This window comes from Ruegeria sp. HKCCD4315 (genome assembly GCF_013112245.1).
GTDB lineage: Bacteria > Pseudomonadota > Alphaproteobacteria > Rhodobacterales > Rhodobacteraceae > Ruegeria.
Genome location: NZ_WVRN01000001.1, coordinates 3,338,746 through 3,357,662 on the forward strand (window position 1 = coordinate 3,338,746; position 18,917 = coordinate 3,357,662).

The 18,917-nt window shown below is 53.9% G+C and carries 11 protein-coding genes and 1 pseudogene; 5 read left to right on the plus strand and 7 right to left on the minus strand.

The window, feature by feature from the left end; translation table 11 throughout:
* Positions 1-9: 9 nt before the first annotated feature.
* Positions 10-897, minus strand: coding sequence for an AraC family transcriptional regulator (locus tag GS646_RS16605; RefSeq protein WP_171184535.1), 888 nt, complete (start codon positions 895-897; stop codon positions 10-12).
* 419 nt (positions 898-1,316) lie between these two features.
* Between GS646_RS16605 and GS646_RS16610 the strand changes: the two genes are divergently transcribed.
* Positions 1,317-1,754, plus strand: a complete 438-nt coding sequence (locus tag GS646_RS16610) for a hypothetical protein (RefSeq protein WP_171648251.1) — start codon at positions 1,317-1,319, stop codon at positions 1,752-1,754.
* Between the two features lie 161 nt (positions 1,755-1,915).
* Here GS646_RS16610 and rnhA read toward each other — a convergent pair whose 3' ends face one another.
* Both rnhA and GS646_RS16620 read right to left on the minus strand, forming a co-directional pair.
* Positions 1,916-2,377, minus strand: coding sequence for a ribonuclease HI (gene rnhA, locus GS646_RS16615; RefSeq protein WP_171648249.1), 462 nt, complete (start codon positions 2,375-2,377; stop codon positions 1,916-1,918).
* A gap of 51 nt (positions 2,378-2,428) precedes the next feature.
* Positions 2,429-2,758, minus strand: a complete 330-nt coding sequence (locus GS646_RS16620; RefSeq protein ID WP_171648247.1) for a hypothetical protein — start codon at positions 2,756-2,758, stop codon at positions 2,429-2,431.
* Positions 2,759-2,867: 109 nt separating this feature from the next.
* On the opposite strand from GS646_RS16620, the pseudogene GS646_RS16625 reads away from it, so the two are divergent.
* Positions 2,868-3,056, plus strand: a pseudogene (locus tag GS646_RS16625) (transposase); the annotation flags it as partial.
* A gap of 65 nt (positions 3,057-3,121) precedes the next feature.
* Here the strand turns inward: GS646_RS16625 and GS646_RS16630 are convergent.
* The 3 genes from GS646_RS16630 to GS646_RS16640 all read right to left on the minus strand — a co-directional run bounded on the left by GS646_RS16630 (position 3,122) and on the right by GS646_RS16640 (position 10,176).
* Positions 3,122-5,818, minus strand: a complete 2,697-nt coding sequence (locus GS646_RS16630) for an SEL1-like repeat protein (protein ID WP_171679259.1) — start codon at positions 5,816-5,818, stop codon at positions 3,122-3,124.
* A 1,976-nt stretch (positions 5,819-7,794) separates the two neighbouring features.
* Positions 7,795-8,679 carry a hypothetical protein gene (locus GS646_RS16635; protein ID WP_171648239.1) on the minus strand — a complete coding sequence of 295 codons (885 nt, stop codon included), beginning with the start codon at positions 8,677-8,679 and terminating at the stop codon, positions 7,795-7,797.
* An 858-nt stretch (positions 8,680-9,537) separates the two neighbouring features.
* Positions 9,538-10,176, minus strand: a complete 639-nt coding sequence (locus GS646_RS16640) for a recombinase family protein (RefSeq protein ID WP_171648237.1) — start codon at positions 10,174-10,176, stop codon at positions 9,538-9,540.
* A 176-nt stretch (positions 10,177-10,352) separates the two neighbouring features.
* Here GS646_RS16640 and GS646_RS16645 point away from each other — a divergent pair, with 176 nt between their 5' ends.
* From GS646_RS16645 to GS646_RS16655, 3 genes are all read left to right on the plus strand, one after another.
* Positions 10,353-11,102, plus strand: coding sequence for a hypothetical protein (locus tag GS646_RS16645; RefSeq protein WP_171648235.1), 750 nt, complete (start codon positions 10,353-10,355; stop codon positions 11,100-11,102).
* Between the two features lie 280 nt (positions 11,103-11,382).
* Positions 11,383-14,223 (plus strand): site-specific DNA-methyltransferase, encoded by a 2,841-nt coding sequence (locus GS646_RS16650; RefSeq protein WP_253746713.1) that lies wholly within the window; start codon positions 11,383-11,385, stop codon positions 14,221-14,223.
* Between the two features lies 1 nt (position 14,224).
* Positions 14,225-17,479, plus strand: a complete 3,255-nt coding sequence (locus GS646_RS16655; RefSeq protein ID WP_171648231.1) for a BPTD_3080 family restriction endonuclease — start codon at positions 14,225-14,227, stop codon at positions 17,477-17,479.
* A gap of 53 nt (positions 17,480-17,532) precedes the next feature.
* Here GS646_RS16655 and GS646_RS16660 read toward each other — a convergent pair whose 3' ends face one another.
* Positions 17,533-18,894 carry a tyrosine-type recombinase/integrase gene (locus tag GS646_RS16660; RefSeq protein WP_216602073.1) on the minus strand — a complete coding sequence of 454 codons (1,362 nt, stop codon included), beginning with the start codon at positions 18,892-18,894 and terminating at the stop codon, positions 17,533-17,535.
* Positions 18,895-18,917 lie beyond the last annotated feature (23 nt).

Genomic DNA, 18,917 nt, shown 5'->3' on the forward strand with positions numbered 1-18,917 from the left:
GATCCCGCTTTAACCGTTCAGCGCAGCCCGAAAAGCACGCGGGGTTTGTCCAGTGACTTGCTTGAAGCTGCGGGTGAAATGCGCCTGATCCGAAAACCCACAAGCCAGCGCAATGTCCCCGAAGGGACGGCCGGGATCCTCGATCATCTTCATGGCCTGCTCGATCCGGAACGACATGACATATTGCATAGGCGTTGACCCAAGCGTTTCCTTGAAGACCCGGGCAAAATGCGACGTGCTCATTCCAGCCTCGGACGCCAGTTGGTCAACGGTGATCGTGCGATCCAGGCGCTTTTGCACATAAGCCAAAACGCGTTGATAGTGCTGGGACGTGAACCGCGACGACAGTTCAATATCTTCAGCGCGGCGTTTTCCGTATTTCTGCAAAAGTTTTACCAGAAACACCCGGCTCATGGCCTCGAACATAACCGCCGAGGACATGTCATCCGTCTCCAGCGCATCCCGCAACAGAACACCTGCAACGCAAAGGTCAGGGTCGGAAAATTGCGGAAGATCCCGAAACTGCTGCGGATCAAGAAGCATCCCAAGCTCAGATTGCGCAAAACGGTCTACCTTGGCCGGGTCCAGTGTGACAACTATGACATCCGACGGCCCAAACCACCGCCAGCCTGACCGCACGCCTGCGGGCGTAACAATGACCTCATCTTTGCAAAAGGTGAAATCCCGCAGCGTGCCATCACGCCAGTTCTGCACGCGGTGGGGGCTGTCCTGCAAGTTCAACAAAACATGGTGTTCCGCAAACACTTCTTCGGGCATCTGGTCCGGCTCTGCCTGAAAGTATCGCACAGACATCAGCGCCGCTGCTGAAGGACGATCCATAGCGTCACTGTTGAGCAGCGGTTCAGACGGGTAAATATCTGCGTATCTCAGCGGCACTTTTGTGTTCCCAAAACAAGCTTGCGCAATTTACGCAGCTATCCGCCGTGCAGACAACGCATTTGATGCACCCGCAAAGCCCGGGGGCATCGTGTTCCATCACCCGCCAATATCCGAAAGACTTGAAATAAATGGCGACCCCGGCAGGAGGGGAAGCTCCGCACGCGATAACATCTCTAAGTATATGATTTACAATGATATTTTGCCCCGTCGGGTAGTGTCCCATCTTAGTGGTGAACTTTACACCACCGGAAGTAGACGTTGCGATTGCTTCGGTTGTCGACCGCGACCATGGGCGCTGCAAAGGCTCTAATTGCATCTGCCGCGCGGGTGGGTGATATCGGCAATACGAAAGCAACCTATCACGGCACCTTTTGCCCGGGCTGTGACAACTTACTAGAATTTAAGGATCGAGCTATATGGCCCGAATTAAGAGCATCGAACTTCCCCATACAACTGTTGAACATTGGCAGGACGCGAACCATGGCGACAGACGAACGGGAAAGATAACGTGGGCCGCCGCGAAGGAAGGCAATCTTTTGGTGCAGTTCTTCGTCGGAGCCGACGAACGCGGGCGAAAAGCTGAAATCCGCATCCCACTGTCCGATTTGCTTACCGTTTTGCCGGAATTGAACGACACGCTGCGCGAGCACACCGAATTTCACCACGGTGAAGCGATAAATGCCGTCAAGGACGCGGTGATGGATTTCGCTCAGTTTCGGTTGGATGCCAAGTGGATAAACGACCTATGCCAGAACGAAGACGGCTCGACCGACATCGAAAAAGAAAGCAAACTGGAAGCCGAACTGGAACAGGACATCGCGAACGCGACGGAATTGTGGTGGCCACCGCAGTAACCTCGGTCGACGCGACGGATGTGTAGGATATTGGCGACGATACCCTTGGCGATGGAATCAGGCGCACCACGTTTGGTCATTTCTTAATGAGTGCCTGGTGAGTCACTTGCATGGGTTTTCCTTTGAATGGGTGGGGCGGTTCTCTTGGGGTGCAAGCTGAGTCAGAGCAGGTTTGCAGCGGCCCTTGAGGCGATGGCGTCGACTTCCTCGTTTCTGCAGTCGCCGTTGTGCCCACGCACCCATTCCCAGCGCACGTTCTTGCCTTCACAGGCTGCCAGTAGCCGAAGCCAGAGGTCTTTGTTCGCGACTTCCTTACCGCCCGCTTTACGCCAGCCGTTAGTCTGCCATTTGTGGTGCCAATCAGTCATACCTTGGATGAGCAACTTGCTGTCAGAGTAGACGGTGATCTCGGCTTTCTCGTTTTTCTTGATCTTATTAAGGCCCTGAATGGCGGCTGTAATTTCCATCCTGTTGTTGGTGGTATGTTTGGCACCGCCATGTATGGACCGCTTCTTGATCTCTTGGCCGCCTTCGTATCGTCGGAGAGTTGCCGCCCAGCCGCCGCGACCGGGATTGCCGAGGCAAGAGCCATCGGTGTGAATGGTGATTTCAGTGGTTGTCATTTGATTCTTTTTCTGTCGCTATGAGGTTCTTGGGGTTCGCTTACGGCGTCGTTAGCAGGTGTTCTCGCTTCGGTCGGTCATGGCGATCAGGCCAAGCTCAACCAAGAATGACAGCGCTTCGCTCTGAGAGACCTCACGCTCCAATTGCTTAACCATGCGCTCACGCGCGGTGTTGACTGTGACTACCACCTCAGGGCGCACTCTCATGCTGGCCCAGTGGCTTGGTTTGTCGGCCCAAGGGGCAAGCTGGTCATCAATCTTATCGTGGCCCAGACGGGCACGTGCGGTTGACCTCAGGCGCTTCGTGAACGCTCGTCGCTTGTCGTAGCCGATACGGCGTAACCGTTTGTCGGCCACGCGGTTCTGTTCATTCAGTTCCATTGTGTTTCTCCAAAAAAGAATAAAGACGCCCGTTATGGACGTCCTGATCGCTGCTTAGTTCTCTAGTTTGGTTGCCCTATGCATTGCTCTACCAGCTGAGCTAATGCGGCTTCCAGGCCGCAAACAGCGCAAGACAACTGTCCGATACGACAAGCGCCGCTACAAACGCCGCAATCGGATTGAGATCATGTTTGGCAGATTGAAGGACTGGCGCCGTGTGGCGACGCGGTACGACAGGTGTCCCAAAGTCTTCCTCTCAGCAATCGCTCTCGCCGCTTTGGTCATCTATTGGCTATGAGTCCTGAGCCTAGACGCAGCCCATTGTCGTACTTCTGGCGCTGGTTCATAGCTACCAGTTTTCTATTAAGGTTTTCGGGGTGTTAGTTTTTTCTTTGAGATGTCTTGCAAGATTTGTTTCGCGGCCGAGTTGCCAGCCTCTGCTCCATTTCGGAACAAACGTTGTGCTTCTACCGAATCCTTGTCGACACCACAGCCGGTATCGTAGCAAAGCCCTAGGTAGAACATCGCGGTGGCGTCGCCGGCTCGCGCGCTCTTTCGGTACCAGCCGACCGCCTTTGTCTGGTTTCTTTCGATGCCGTAACCGCAGTCGTAGCAGAGACCAAGATTCCTCATCGCGGCGCCGTTGCCGGTATCTGCACCCTTTCGGTACCAGTTCACGGCCTTCGCCGCGTTTTCCTCGACCCCGAAGCCGGTCTCGTAGCAGTGTCCAAGGTAGGTCATCGCGTCTGGGTGGCCTGCCTCTGCCCCTTTCCGAAACCAATTCACGGCCTCAGCCGGATTTTTCTCGACACCAATACCGGCTCCATAGCAGCGGCCTAGGCTATACATAGCAAAGCCAGCGCCTGCCTCTGCCCCCTTTCGGTACCAGTCCATGGCTTCAGCGAGGTCTTTTTCGACCCCGAAGCCGGTCTCGTAGCAGTGTCCAAGGTTGGTCATCGCGTCTGGGTGGCCTGCCTCTGCCCCTTTCCGAAACCAATTCACGGCCTCAGCCGGATTTTTCTCGACACCAAGACCGGCCCTATAGCAGCGGCCTAGGCTATACATAGCAAAGCCAGCGCCTGCCTCTGCCCCCTTTCGGTACCAGTCCATGGCTTCAGCGAGGTCTTTTTCGACCCCGAAGCCGGTCTCGTAGCAGTGTCCAAGGTAGGTCATCGCGTCTGGGTGGCCTGCCTCTGCCCCTTTCCGAAACCAGTTCACGGCCTCAGCCGGATTTTTCTCGACACTAAGACCGGCCCTATAGCAGCGGCCAAGGCTATACATAGCAAAGCTGTGGCCTGCCTCTGCACCCTTTCGGTACCAGTCCATGGCTTGAGCGAGGTCTTTCTCGACTCCGAAGCCGGTCTCGTAACAAACGCCAAGACTGGACATAGAACTTGGACTACCAGCCACTGCCGCTTTCCGAAACCAGTTCACGGCCTCAGCCGGATTTTTCTCGACACCAAGTCCGGCTCTATAGCAGCGGCCTAGGCTATACATAGCAAGGCCAGCGCCTGCCTCTGCACCCTTTCGGTACCAGTCCATGGCCTCAGCGAGGTCTTTTTCGACCCCTAAACCGTCCTCGTAGCAGTGTCCAAGGTTGGTCATCGCGTCTGGGTGGCCTGCCTCTGCCCCTTTCCGAAACCAATTCACGGCCTCAGCCGGATTTTTCTCGACACCAAGACCGGCCCTATAGCAGCGGCCTAGGCTATACATAGCAAAGCCAGCGCCTGCCTCTGCCCCCTTTCGGTACCAGTCCATGGCCTCAGCGAGGTCTTTTTCGACCCCTAAACCGTCCTCGTAGCAGTGTCCAAGGTTGGTCATCGCGTCTGGGTGGCCTGCCTCTGCCCCTTTCCGAAACCAATTCACGGCCTCAGCCGGATTTTTCTCGACACCAAGACCGGCTCTATAGCAGCGGCCAAGGCTATACATAGCAAAGCCAGCGCCTGCCTCTGCACCCTTTCGGTACCAGTCCATGGCTTCAGCGAGGTCTTTTTCGACCCCGAAGCCGGTCTCGTAGCAGTGTCCAAGGTAGGTCATCGCGTCTGGGTGGCCTGCCTCTGCCCCTTTCCGAAACCAATTCACGGCCTCAGCCGGATTTTTCTCGACACCAATACCGGCTCCATAGCAGCGGCCTAGGTCAATCATAGCAAAGCCGTTGCCTGCCTCTGCCCCCTTTCGGTACCAGTCCATGGCTTCAGCGAGGTCTTTCTCGACCCCGAAGCCGGTCTCGTAACAAAAGCCGAGACTGGACATAGCGCCGCCGAAGCCAACTTTTGCGCCTTTCCGAAACCAGTTCACGGCCTCAGCCGGATTTTTCTCGACACCAAGACCGCTTTTGTAACAGTGTCCAAGGCTGTTCATAGATCTTGGACCACCAGCCTCTGCCCCTTTCCGAAACCAGTTCACGGCCTCAGCCGGATTTTTCTCGACACCAATACCGCGTAGGTAACAAAGTCCAGTACCATGCATCGCGGCAGGGTTACCTGCCTCAGCGCCCTTGAGGTACCAGTATGCTGAATCACACTCGTCTTGATCGACGCCGAAGCCATGTTTCAGGCAATATCCCCACGCGTTCATTGCTTTGGCATCGCCTGCAGTGGCGGCCTGATGCAGTGCATTTACCAGACTCTTTGGCGGAATTTGATGTGCTCGAAAGAAATTTCCCATCGCTGCTTCAGAGACATTGGAGAGCGCACGGTGCGCAATGTCTGTTTGAGCTTCAACTTCGAAGAAAGCTGATGTTTTGGGAGACCGAGCAAAATCTCTTGACAACCGTTGCAAAAAGGCAGCCATTTTTTCTGGTGCGGCGTTCCACGCTGCCATGACCACGGGTTCCAAAGGCAGTCCTTTTTCGACGGAGCGTAGTACGAACCACTCCCCAAGAATATCAGGCTGTAAAGCGGGAATACTCTTTGGTGGTCCAGCCGGAGGAAGAATTCCATCTGTCACGGCACAGGCTTCCCGCCAACACGCTGGTTTTGCATCGAAAGTGTTTGTTTGCGCACCATGTTCCGAAAACTCGATACCATCCGTCATTGTTGCCAGAACCGCCAAGCGCATTGCTGGCACATCCTCACCAATCCAAGGAGTTGAGTTACCAAAAGTAGAATGCCATCGTCTTGCACGATTTTTTTCGAGAACCTCGTCAAGCAGTTTTTCGATACTTATAAGGCCAAGGTTGGGGTTATCCTTGAGCACTTCGCCCAAGAAACAAGCATAAAGTGGCCGGCCCTCACGGTCTATTTCGGCCAGCTGTCGCTTGATATGGTCTTGGTTGAGCAAGGGACGTTGTGCTACCTCAACAGCGACCCGAGCTAAATCTTCAGGTGAAAGCCGTAGGAGTTCTATGACCCCGTTGGTACCACTCTCGTCTTGAAACCTAGTTTCTGCGATCGCCGCATCAGCTCCATCATGCCTTTCATTTAGTGCAACGAACCACTCTGCCCGATCACCTACGGCATCCTGGATGCTGCTCTGGTCCCAAGGTTTTCGCTCGAGTAGCAGAAGTCGCACTGGTTGACGCAGGTCGGTTCGCTTTGCCAATTGTTGTATGATAGGCCTAAGCTCGGATTCACGACCAACCACGTAGTCGGCAATCATTAGTGTTGGGAGATGTGGTTGCCATTCTGCCCATCTATTGTTGAATGCGGCGACGTCGCTTGATTCCAGAAGGCCACAATGCCATGAGGTTGAGCTCTTCCGCCAAAGTTCAAGCGCAAGGCGGCTTTTCCCCTGCCCGCCCTCCCCAGCGATCTGCAGCCATCGAAAATCGCCTACTGACTCAAGAAATGATAGCAAACGTTTCTGCTGGTCGTCCCGACCGCGAACTCTCGTCGATCGACTAGCGTAATGGCTTGCACGCCGGTCTGCCGGCGGGTTGGAAAGTGTGAGCTGGTGATTTGATGGCTTTCTCGCGTTGAGAGGTTCTCGTTCAAATTTGGTCTTGATGGTACCCGCGTCACTCTCGTAGTCCGCCAGTAAGCACTCGTACTCTCTTTCTGCTTCTTCAGATGACAGCGAACCGCTTGCCTTGATTACAGCAATAGCGTTGTAACGAGTAGGTTCGATCGTGTCGCCGTTTCGCCACTTCTCCAAAGTTTTTTTTGAAAGTCCTGCGAGTTTGGCGATGCTTTCTAGCGCCATAGATCGTTTGGTCCCAGCGCCCCTGAGATCATCAACCCGATCAATTAGAATTTGGGCAAACGTCTTCACTTGGTACTCCCGAAATCGAGCGAAGTCTTCGCTCCTCTTCGCTATTCTAACTATGTCAATCCGAATATTTTTTAAGTGTTCTGAAATTCAAACACGTCGGGCCCGACGCTCAAAACTTGAAAGGAATAGTAATGATAGAGCGTCTGATATTAATCCTCAAGAAAGCCGTACATGCCGCGTCGTCTCATCGCTTCAGCTATTTGGGATTGGCTTTAACGTATGGCTGTAGTTGTTTCGGATGGCTTGACAAAGATACCGTGGCGCAGATTGCCACCGTGTTCTACGTTCTGATGGCAGCTCAGAGGTGCTGAGCCAAGTAGAGTTTCCGTCGTTCGGGTTCGATGCCTCGCCGGCCCACTAAATTACCAAACGACAGAAACTCGGTCATTGCAACGAGGGCCGCCGAAACCAAGCACACGTTTGAGATGGGCACATCGGAATTACATCGAACCAGCATTATGTTGGCAGCCGTCGCGCTGACCACGAACCGAAGCATGTACCCGAAGGATCTCAATCGAAGGCCGCGACAGAAAGCAGGGCGGACACGAATTGATACAGCCAACCAATCATAGTCACCAATGTTTTAGTCACCGTGCCTACGCGCAAGGCAGCCCTTTGCGCAAAGACCAACTACACAACCGAACTTTAGGAAACGGAAATCGCAAATGGGAAACTCTGAAGTTACCAACTTTGACCGTCAAGGCGGGTAGTTAGTCCTACTGCCTTACTTGCTGCCACAAAGAAAGCGCTCCAAATCGGGGCTTTTTTTTGCTTATTGGGAACACGAGGGAAAAGCGAGGTATCGCGACTCGAAGATGGGGCTTTCAATGGGGCTCGCTGACCCATTTTTTCGGTAATCCTAATGTTTTATTAGGTTCTTCTGGATCAAGTGGTGCCGCAGAAGGGACTCGAACCCCAGATCCATGCATTACGTAATGGTGATGCTGGTGGTGGCCGAATGGTCCCATTAGGGTCACGTTGAAATAGTCTGCTCGGGCACCTTCACGGGACACCTTGTCCCAGACCTTTGGCCATGCTGTGGTTGGTTCAAAGTCGTCATAGACATCCAGCACATCACCACCGTTGTGGGCGTATGGTTCTATCTCCATTAGCTGGCAACGGCATGTTTTCTGACAGAGGCAAAACTGCACCTCATCACCACCTAAAGGCCGATTATCATTTGTCCATCTGTATAGACCGATGGGTGCCAAGGGGTCGCGTTCAGTGTTGTCCTGAGTTGGCTGAGGTTGTTTAGCTTCACGGAATACAGGCTCAAGACCGATTGGTTTTTGGGGAGACCAATGCTCCGCTGATTGCCCCTCCAGCACATGCTTATTCATCCATTCTACAAAGCCAAGTGTGGCGATAGGGTTTCGCCCTCTGCTGGTCTTGTGCAGCAATGCTGTGATGGCACACGGTGAGATGAGAGACCCCCTGTTCTTTCGCTTGTCATCGAATGAAAAAGGGGTTTCAGCGATCTTCACTTTATCCATGTCATGAATACGGCCAATGGTCTTGCTGTACCCGCCTGACTTAGCCTCAGGCACACCAGCAGCGGACAAGGCGTCGGGTGCATATAACCACTTTCTACCGCCTGACGTGATGACGTTGATTGGATGATTGTCGATCAGAAGATCGTTGAAGATGAGAGTGACGTGATTCAACGAATTTTCGTCGAACAATGGTCTGCCGATAGCATCGGTTCGCATGTTGATCTCCGTAGATGTTGGGGATGGGTGGTAAGAATAACTTTAAGGGCAGGGGTGGATTTTTCTGGGGTGGGTATTCTCGGACAGCCCATCAGAGGACCCCTCACTCCACTTCCTTGCGTGCAACTTGGCATTTCAATCGATAGCGCCCTGATGCAGGGGCATGCCGGAAAGGTTTGACGGGACCTAAGCCCCGCCATCTCAAAACAATAAATTAGGGAAACACACATGATGTGCCCGATAGGTTCCACTTCAGGGAAACCCAGGGGGCAACTCACGGGGAATGCTAGGGTGAGACGTCCAGCACACAGGACGCCCTACCACAGATGGTCCGCTGTTAGTCTTCCTGTCGGTCGGTGACAACGCCATGCTGACATCGCCTCGCCCTTCCATGAAACGAGGCAATTCGGAAATTCTGTGTACGGCTATAGTGGGGGTGAATTGATCCTATCTGGCCGACAGGTAGGGCTATTATGAGCGATAACTTCGAGCTACTGGGCGCGTTCTGTTACGGCTTGTATGAGGGTTAACTCTGACCCAAAGGCGAGCGGTGCGTAGGGGCTATTATGGGTGATAACTCCGACCCGCCGACGAGCATTCAGTATAGCTATAGTGTGGGTAAATTAGTTTATTCTTGTATGAGCGATGACTGTTGCTCACTGACCGCTTACTTTCTGCATGTATGGGGGTGAATTGAGTTTCGTCCTCACGTCGTCTCTTTGGCCAGCCTGTACCCCGCCGCTCTGCTGACCCAATACAGGTTGCAGGTTGCAACGTAACGTCACCGATCAAGTGGAATTGCCTTAGTCTGGTCTGCAACTTTTGACGGTGTTTTAGGCTTGCCGTGGGTTGCAAGCATCACATCCCCCATTTTACCAATGCTGCTTCAGCCTTGGCTGGGTCTTGAGCAATTCTGATCACAGCGTTCCGGTTTACGCCTGTGGCCTTTGCGATAACCGAGTGTCCTTGTCCTGCATTCAGCATCGCCTGCACCGCATCAAAGCTGGCCCTATCGAAGTTTGGCTTTCGCCCTTTAAACTTCTCGGGAGAGGTGGCCTTGTGGTGTGCTATACCGGCCCTTTGAGTCTCTTTGTTGGCCTCTGCCTGCGCTTCCGCCATCGCCGCCATGAAGCCAATCAGCGCGTCCCTGATGGCCTTCTGAGTGGGGTCTGTGGTTTTCCCATCGAAGACCATGTTGTTGATCACGGTCTTGATCGTCACACCTCGGTTGATGAACTCCCGAATGGTGTCTGTCACGTCCTGATAGTTGCGCCCAAGACGGTCCACCCAACGGACCACCAACGTGTCCCCTTCACGCAGCATATCGAATAGCCGTTTGCCGCCTTCGCGCTCTGCCAGCTTTGTCGTGACCCCTGAGGTGCCATGATCGGTTACGACATCATCAACTTGGAAGCCTGCCTTGCGGGCCTGCTCAAGCTGGTGGTCGCTTGTCTGTTCGGTTGTGGAAACGCGGACGTAGAGAATAGTTTTGGACATTGGTCACCTGTTCACAAGAGTATTGGTCACATAGGTGACCTGTTCATAAAGGCAGGTCAACCCTTATGAACGGTCCTTATAGTCAATGTTGAGGTGTTCGCTGTGGCATACCCTAATGAGCAATTTGGTCATCACCTTCGAATAACTGGTGGAACTCAAGGCACAGGCCCTGCCAAATGAACATGTTTGTCCGAACTTCAAGCAAAATCGGCAGACAATCAAAAGCAATGCCCTCTTCGAGCATCCATGTGACATCAATCACAATGCAGAGTGCAAATATGTTCCGAGCAATTCGACTGACTTCCAAATTCATACTTACATTAGCTCTACTGATCTCACTGGCCTTCAACATCGCAACAGTGACGATAAGCGGGGTCTACACAGCAGTTTCGTCAGTTGCTTCAGCTGTTGGCTTGAGCACTGTCGCGGCAAGAGAGGCTGGTGAAAAGCTCGCTACGAAACAAGCATCACTTGGAGTTGTGCGAAAAACGTCAAAACGTGTGTCGTCGAGAATGGCCAGAGGTGCTGCAAGGAATGTCTCTACGGCTTTCGGGGAGGCGATACCGCTCGTCGGCGTCGCCGTTATCGCGGGTGGGCTGGCACTAGAAGTTCAAGACGCCTGTGACACTGCCCGCGACATGGCTGGTTTGGAGGGCGCGATAGCAAATCCTGACGATCCAGAAACAGGACAAAAACAAGCTATGGAAGCATTTAATTGCTCCGAACTGATACCAGAGGCAGAAGACTTACCCACCAAGGAAGAAATCTGGACCGGTATGATGGCAGCTCCGGCGGATGCTTGGGCATACGCATCCGACTATGTAAACGACTTGCCAGCGCTCGACCTATCCGGGAGGACGGAAAGTATCCTCGTCGCCGCAGGGCATCGTTTGGAAAGTCTTGCCGAGTGGATTACTGATTGGTGAGTGTGACGGATGTTGACAAGAGGCCACACGGGGGGATTTCGGCTTCGTCTTTATCTAACTGGGCCGCTCAGATTTTTCGGTTGAAACTGATTTGGTCTGTATCAGGAAATTGCAATCGACAGTTGTTGCACGATGTGCGCTGTACTGCTTTATTGTCCTTGACGCTGATTTCTAAGCAAAAAGACATTCCAGTCCTCATTGAGCAGTAAAGGCAAAAATGGCGCGAGCACCCAAAACGCCACCTCAAGTGGCTCCCTACACGCATGACGACCGACGGGTCATGAACCCTGAGGTCGGGCTTGTGAAGCCCGAGAACGACCCGGAGGTCGGCAAGACTGCATGGTCGTATGACCCGCACCTGTCGCCGGAGTTGCAGTTTGATGTTGGCCGCGCGGAGATTGAGAAGCTAATCGACGACGCGCTGGCAAGCGGCGATGAACAGGTGATGAAGACTGCTCTACTAGAGCTTAGGCGACTGCAGGAACCATATCTAAACTGGACAGGCAAAGCCGAGCGGACATCTTTCGAGATCGACACAGTTTCGCTGCATGTGCACGAACGCGTCGACCCTGCGACCATCCTCGATGGCGTGAAGAAGAAGCTCGCCAACGGTCAGAGTATGGCGGAAGAGCAGCTGGACTTCTTCCACCCATCCTTTGAGGAGAAGCCGCTGAGAGAGGCTCTAGGCTTCTACAAGCATGACAAGGACTGGTCGAACCGGCTTATCACTGGCGACAGCCTGTTGGTGATGAATTCGCTGCTCCAGAAAGAGAGCATGCGGGGGCAAGTTCAGATGATCTACATCGACCCGCCCTATGGCATCAAATACGGGTCAAACTTCCAACCATTCACCAACAAACGGAAAGTCGAAGACGGAAAGGACGAAGACCTTACTCAAGAGCCCGAGATGATTAAGGCCTTTCGAGACACTTGGGAGTTAGGCCTTCATTCTTACTTGGCCTATATGCGCGACAGGCTTCTGCTATCTCGGGAGTTGCTTAGCAAAACTGGCAGTATTTTCGTTCAGATCAGCGACGAAAACCTTCACCACATAAGGGAACTAATGGACGAGGTATTCGGGCCCGAAAACTTCGTTGCCATCATAAACTATCGCAGCATGATGCCGCTCGAGTCTGGGCGGATCGAGTCAATCTACGACTACATTATCTGGTATTTTCGCGACTCCGCTGCGTCGCCAAAGTATCGAAACCTGCTTGTAAGGAAGAAATCAGGCGAAGGTTCGGAGTTTAAGAATGTGGCCCTCTCTCCCACACATTTCCGTAGCACCACCAAAGAAGAGCTTGAGAACCCTGAATACGCTACCGAGATAGGGGGCGTGTTCAAAAGGTCAGACTTGCTTTCATCAGGCTACACGGAAAGCTGCACTTTTGATTTTGAACTCTTCGGAGAGGAGCAAAAGAAACGGGCCAAGAGCTGGAGAACAACCTTTGAGGGTGTAGAAAGGCTGAAAAAGGCATCCCGTCTATACAAGCCCGGAGCCAAACCATATTTCAAGATGTTCTTCAATGATTTTGGCTATCTATCGCAAGTGAACTCATGGCACGACACCATTGAGTTTGAGACCAAGGATTACGTGGTTCAAACAACGCGCACGGTGATCGAACGTTGCCTCCTGATGACTACTGACCCTGGGGATTTGGTCTTCGACCCTACTTGCGGTTCGGGAACCACCGCATTTGTTGCTGAAAAATGGGGACGCCGGTGGATAACTTGCGACACATCACGCGTTGCTGTGACTTTAGCAAAGCGGCGGCTAATGACGGCCAGCTTTGATTACTACACACTGCGCTATCCGCATGAGGGACTGAAAGGCGGCTTCGACTATGAAACCGTGCCGCACATCACGCTCAAGAACATCGCCAACAACCCTGACATCGACGCGATTTACGAGGAAGACCATCCGAAGATCGAGAATGCGCTCAGCCAGCTGAACGAGGCCCTTTTGTTATCCCCTCCTAATGACCTGACGGCACCTCAAGGTGCTCGCAAAGGGAAACGTTTGAAATTCTCCGAGGGTGAAACGCTGTTTGAATGGGAGGTCCCATTCGACTGGCCCGAGGACTGGCCAGACACCGCCAAAGAGCCGTTTGAAGCCTTCCACACCGCGCGGCGACAGATGCAGGCTCGTATGGACGAGAGCGTCGCTTCCCATGCCGATCAGGAGACGCTCTACGACAAGCCGAAGATTGACAACACAAAGCTCCGGGTATCCGGAAAGTTCACGGTTGAGGCCGTCCCTGCGCCGATTGTCATGGGACTCGATGACGAAAAACCCGTGGAAGAACCGGACGCCTCATTGGCCCGTTCCGGAGAAACATCGCGGCAATCGCTCTGGCGCGACGAGCTTCTCAAAACAGGCATACGAGGTAAGGGCGGGCAGATGCTAACCTTTGCGGACCTTGAGGTCTTCCCTGACCTGCGGAACCTGCACGCGAGCGGCTCGCTTGCGGAGAGTGGAGATCGCGTTGTCATCAGCTTCGGCCCAGAGCACGCCGCGCTGGAACAGCGTCAAGTCGAGCTCGCCCTCCAAGAGGCCGAAAAGCTGCGCCCAACGCCCAAGGTCGTCGTCTTCTGCGCCTTCACCTTCGATCCAGAGGCAGCCAAAGACATCGACGAACTCGACTGGCCCGGCGTCACACTGCTCAAGGCCCAGATGAACACCGACCTGCTAACCGAGGATTTGAAGAAGAAGCGAGCGAGCAACCAGAGCTTCTGGCTCATGGGTCAACCTGACGTGGACCTTAGGAAACTCAACGACGGCAAATGGGAAGTCGAGGTGAACGGCTTCGACTACTTCAACACCAAGACGGGTGAACTTGACAGCGGCGGCAAGGGCAAGATCGCCATGTGGTCACTCGATACGAATTACAACGAACGGTCCCTGTTCCCACATCAGGTCTTCTTCCCTATGGCGGGAGCGAAGGACGGTTGGAACAGGCTCAAGAAGACCCTTCGTTCGGAACTGGACGAAGACTTACTGGACCAGTTTCACGGCACCGTTTCCTTGCCTTTCGAGGCAGGTGAATACGAGAAGATCGCGGTGAAGATCGTTGATGATCGGGGCATCGAAAGCCTGAAGATCATTCCTTTGGGCGGCTGATATGTCATTGATCATCAACAAGCCAACAGAGCGGCCAAACAAGTATTGGCACAAGGTTAACGACGGCACGCTGGAATTGCGCCATGAGCGGCGGCCCGCGAGCTACGAGATCATCAACACGCGTGACCAAACCCGTCGGGTTGAAGAGATCGAACTGGTCAACATCATTCGCGAACGTGTCGACCAGTGGCGTGAGGCTGGATACCCCGGCATCACCATTGTGACGCGTAAGTTGCTTGAGCATTGGCACGACGAAACGGCACGGGAACTGCAGTTCTACTTCTGCCAACTAGAGGCGATTGAGACACTCATCTGGTGGGTGGAGGGAGCCGCCGAATACAAGCAAGGCATTCACATCCAAGGCGATGGTGGGCCATGGGAGCGTCTGTGTAACAAGATGGCGACCGGCTCTGGCAAGACGACTGTCATGGCTATGATCATCGCGTGGCAGGTTCTGAACGCCCTCACCTATCCCAAACGCAACAAGGACTTCAGTCGGGCCATCTTTATCGTAGCCCCGGGGTTGACCGTAAAGGGGCGACTTCAGGTTCTTATCCCAGCTGATGACAGCTACTACGACGAGTTCAATATCTGCCCAGACAACGCTATGCGGCAGAAACTCAATCAGGCCGAGGTGCTGATTGAAAACTGGCACTCACTGATGCCCGCAAAGGAGCCAGAAAGGTCCGTCGTCAAGAAGGGCCCTGAAACCGACGAGGCATTCACTCGCCGTGTTCTCGGGAAACTGGCAGAGTTCAAAGACATTGTCGTTATCAACGATGAAGCACACCATGCCTATCGGGAGAACCCGCGCGACAAGGTCGGGAAGAACAAGGCAAAGGCCATGGGCCTCGACCCTGACGAGGCGACAAGGTGGGTCGAGGGTCTGGACCGCATCTACAAGACCCGGCGCATCTCGCGTTGTTTCGACTTGTCGGCGACACCGTTCTCGCCGTCCGGCATGGCAGCATCAGACCACGCTCTCTTCACTTGGATTATCTCAGACTTCGGTCTCAACGACGCGATTGAAGCGGGCTTGGTGAAAACACCGCGCGTGGTGGTCAGAGACGATGCAATTCCAGACGCCGCGACTCTCAGGCCAAAGCTCTATCACATCTACAGAGACAAATCAGTCTCGGAGGACCTGAACCGGAAGGCCGAGCCTCATGAACCGCTGCCTCAGCTAGTTCAGCAGGCATACACGCTCTTAGGCGCAGATTGGCGAGCGACACTGCAGGACTGGGAGAAACAAGGCATGCATTCGCCGCCCGTTCTTCTCACCGTTTGCAACCGAACCGAAACGGCGGCTCGCATTGAATACTATTTCAATAGCGGCGACGCCTATTGGCCGGAAATGCAGGCTCCAGCGAAGACCCTCAGAGTAGACAGCAAGGTCCTCGAAAAGGCGGAGGTCGGGGATAAAGCCACCGCCGACAAACCATATGAGGAAAGGCTTCACGAAATTGTTAAAGCCGCAAGTATACCCGAGACAATCAAAAGCGATTTGCTTGAGGGCAAGAAAGAGGAGCTACTTAGAGAGATCGTAGACAACGTCGGCAAACGCAACGGCGCTGGTCAAGATCTTCAGAACGTCATTTCCGTCGCGATGCTCTCAGAAGGGTGGGACGCCAAGAACGTAACGCACATCATGGGATTGCGCGCCTTCACGTCTCAGCTGTTGTGCGAGCAGGTTATCGGGCGAGGTCTGCGGCGCGTATCCTACGACAAGGAGATCGGCGGCGATAGAGACGGCTTGTTCGTGACAGAGTATGTGAACGTCTTCGGTGTGCCGTTGTCCATCTACCAAGATAACTCTGACGACCCAACTCCGCCCAAGCCTCCAAAGCCCAGCACTCAGATTGAGGTCGTAAAAGAGCGGGCAGAACATGAACTGCGCTGGCCTAACATTCTGCGTGTTGAGCATGTTCTGCAGCACCATTTAGTGGTGGACTGGGATGCGGTTCCCGCTCTCGAACTTGATCCTGCCGCAACTGTGATTTCTGCGGAGATTGCGCCCGCGATGAACGGGGCATCTGACATGAGCCAGATCGTCCCGATTGACTTGGAGAAGGTGCCTGAGGGGTTCCGACTTCAAAGGCTGATCTTTTTAGCGGCACGTAAAGCCTTCGCAGACTTAGCGCCAAGCTTTGTGGGACGGGAAGAACTGCTGCTCAAACAACTGATCAAGCTCGTCGAGACGTTCCTAGCTTCTGACGCACTGGTGATACCGTCGCTGTTTCACCAGGACCCATTGCGGAAGCGAATTCTGATTGGGCTGAATATCGACACCGTTGTTCAACATGTCAGCCAATACATTCGACAAGAAAACAGAACTGCTGTCGTCCCAGTATTTGACGAGGAACGGCCTGTTGGCCGAACGGGGGATATGCGGACTTGGTATACGACCAAACCGACAGTGGTGGCCCATAAATCCCATATCAGTCACGTGGTGGGTGACGCGGGTTGGGAAGGGTATGCGGCAAACGCACTGGAGAGATCAGAAAGTGTCCAGTCTTACGCAAAAAACGATCATCTAGGCTTAGAGATTTTCTACTTATGGAATGGTTCGAGGCGTCGCTACATCCCGGATTTCTTAGTAAAGTCGAAACAAGGTCAAAACCTCGTTTTGGAAATCAAAGGGCAAAAGTCCGCACAAAACGACGCCAAACATTCAGCCTTGGAAGAGTGGGTTGCGGCAGTCAATGAAGACGGTCGGTTTGGCAAATGGCGCTGGGACGTGGCATACAGCCCAACAGATGTGGACAATATTCTGGAAAACTTGGATGACGACTCAAATGTGAAGAAGCTGGAAATCGCAAAACTGATTATTCGACTTGAGGGCTCGATCGATGACCCACGGGCCGAAAAATGGGTTGAACAATACGTAACGGCGCTGAGAAATACGTTTCTCTCGAAGGAAACAAACTATTCGTTCCGCTACGGCGAAGCAGGTATTGCCCTGTCCCAAATCAGTGTTGAGCTGGTAGACATTGTCGAAGGAAGCATTCTTGCGAGAGCTGCTCTATTCGGACACTTCTTGCTCGGCACCTATGGGGCAATAGCCGCCTATCCCTCCTTCAAAGAAGCGCTCCCAGTTATCTCAAGCGATATTCAGCACGTAATCGAGCAGGTGTTAGAGAACGCTCCTAAAGATGGAGAAGGAACACCTAAACCCATCCAAATTGACTTCCACATCAGGGATGAAAGGGAAATTGAAGATGAACTGAGGGGAGTGAAGGCTGCGGATGACTTGTAGATGGTTTAAGCGGTTGCCGCTAAAGGCCACCCGACCAAGCCTTGGCAGTTATCTCAAAAACCTTCCAAAAACGCTTCATTGCGCAATATCGTGGCTACCTTTTCCTGCGCCGCAGCAAGTTCGCTTTCATTCAGGCCGTGGTCATATGGGTCGGAAGTTCTCTTAACCCCGGCCCACCCACCTAGATCGTGGGCGTCGTCGATTGATAGACCAGCCCTGCGTGAGAGCGTCTTCCAAGTATGCCGGAGGGAGTGGAATGCCAAGCGCTCGTCGGTTTCCCTCCCTAGCACCTTCCGGCGCAACCCTGTGAAAGCCTTGGAGGCGGACTTAGCGGTGCCTGTTGATGCATTAATGGGGAAGGCGTTAAATAAACGCTCATGCTCTCCGGTGATGGCTTCAGCTCGAAGGCGTGCGACGATTGGCTGGGCGACCTCTGGCACAGGGACGACTCGTTTCGCATTGTCGGTCTTGCCACCCGCAATGAGAAAGACCGAACCGTCCTCCTTCGTGTCCAATGCGGTCACCTTCGCAATCTCAGTCACACGCGCCCCGGTAACCAAGCCGACGCGAAAGAGGTCACCCATTCTGTCACCTTGGGGGACCGCTTCGAGAACCTTTTGGACCTCTTCGGGCTTGAACTGGTCACGCTTCGGTTCGCTCCGCTTCTTCGCCTTTGGCAGATCATCCTCGGGCGGCTTGAACGGATTGCTCTCCAGCTTCACCTTCTTTCTTGCCAACGCCCAACGCCAGAGGCCCCGAAGCATACCGATGAGCTTTGCCACGGTCGCCGGGGTAAGGCCCCTCCCGGTCTTCTTGGAGGTCTGCTTGGGAAGGAATTCGTGCTGGAACGCGGCCACCAGTTCCGGAGTGATGTCGTCGAGAAAGAGTGCGTCGGGTGTCGTGTCACAAAACGCGCAAAGATAGTTGACCGCCGTTACCACCTCATTGGCGGAGGTCTTGCCAAGCGGCTTGTTGCCGTAGGGGTTATCTGGCGCCCTTGCCTCGAGATACTGCTCCAGTGCCCTTGACAGCGGCAGGGTCGTCGCCGTCGCTACCTTCAGAAAAGCCTTCCGCTCTCCTTCCGGTGCCATCTCGGCCTCTTCATAGATGAGATCACGGACAAGGGTCTGGTCGCGTTCTGTCCGCAATGCCTCGGCCCACGTCTCCGCCCTCTCCAAGCTGAACCTCTGCCGCACCCGATATTCGATCTCTAGCTTGCGGACCTCCGCCAAAAATATGTCCCGCAGCTTCCTAGCACTCGGCAGGTGCCGTTCACCACTCATGGACCTGATGATCCACGCCCCAAATGGCTTGTCATCCGTCCATGGATTCGGTGTTCCGCGCAAGTTTTTGGGCGTTTTCATCCTAAAGCGGTAGGCCGTCCCCGGCCCCTTCGGTTGCTCGATGTATTGCAATGCTGCACTCCGGTAGTGTCCCT

Bases quoted from the DNA above. Each gene is read 5' to 3' on its own strand.
- GS646_RS16645 (WP_171648235.1), top strand. From the start codon at position 10,353: ATGAACATGTTTGTCCGAACTTCAAGCAAAATCGGCAGACAATCAAAA.
- GS646_RS16655 (WP_171648231.1), top strand. From the start codon at position 14,225: ATGTCATTGATCATCAACAAGCCAACAGAGCGGCCAAACAAGTATTGG.
- rnhA (WP_171648249.1), bottom strand. From the start codon at position 2,377: ATGACAACCACTGAAATCACCATTCACACCGATGGCTCTTGCCTCGGC.
- GS646_RS16640 (WP_171648237.1), bottom strand. From the start codon at position 10,176: ATGTCCAAAACTATTCTCTACGTCCGCGTTTCCACAACCGAACAGACA.
- GS646_RS16610 (WP_171648251.1), top strand. From the start codon at position 1,317: ATGGCCCGAATTAAGAGCATCGAACTTCCCCATACAACTGTTGAACAT.
- GS646_RS16630 (WP_171679259.1), bottom strand. From the start codon at position 5,818: ATGCGCTTGGCGGTTCTGGCAACAATGACGGATGGTATCGAGTTTTCG.
- GS646_RS16650 (WP_253746713.1), top strand. From the start codon at position 11,383: ATGAACCCTGAGGTCGGGCTTGTGAAGCCCGAGAACGACCCGGAGGTC.
- GS646_RS16635 (WP_171648239.1), bottom strand. From the start codon at position 8,679: ATGCGAACCGATGCTATCGGCAGACCATTGTTCGACGAAAATTCGTTG.
- GS646_RS16620 (WP_171648247.1), bottom strand. From the start codon at position 2,758: ATGGAACTGAATGAACAGAACCGCGTGGCCGACAAACGGTTACGCCGT.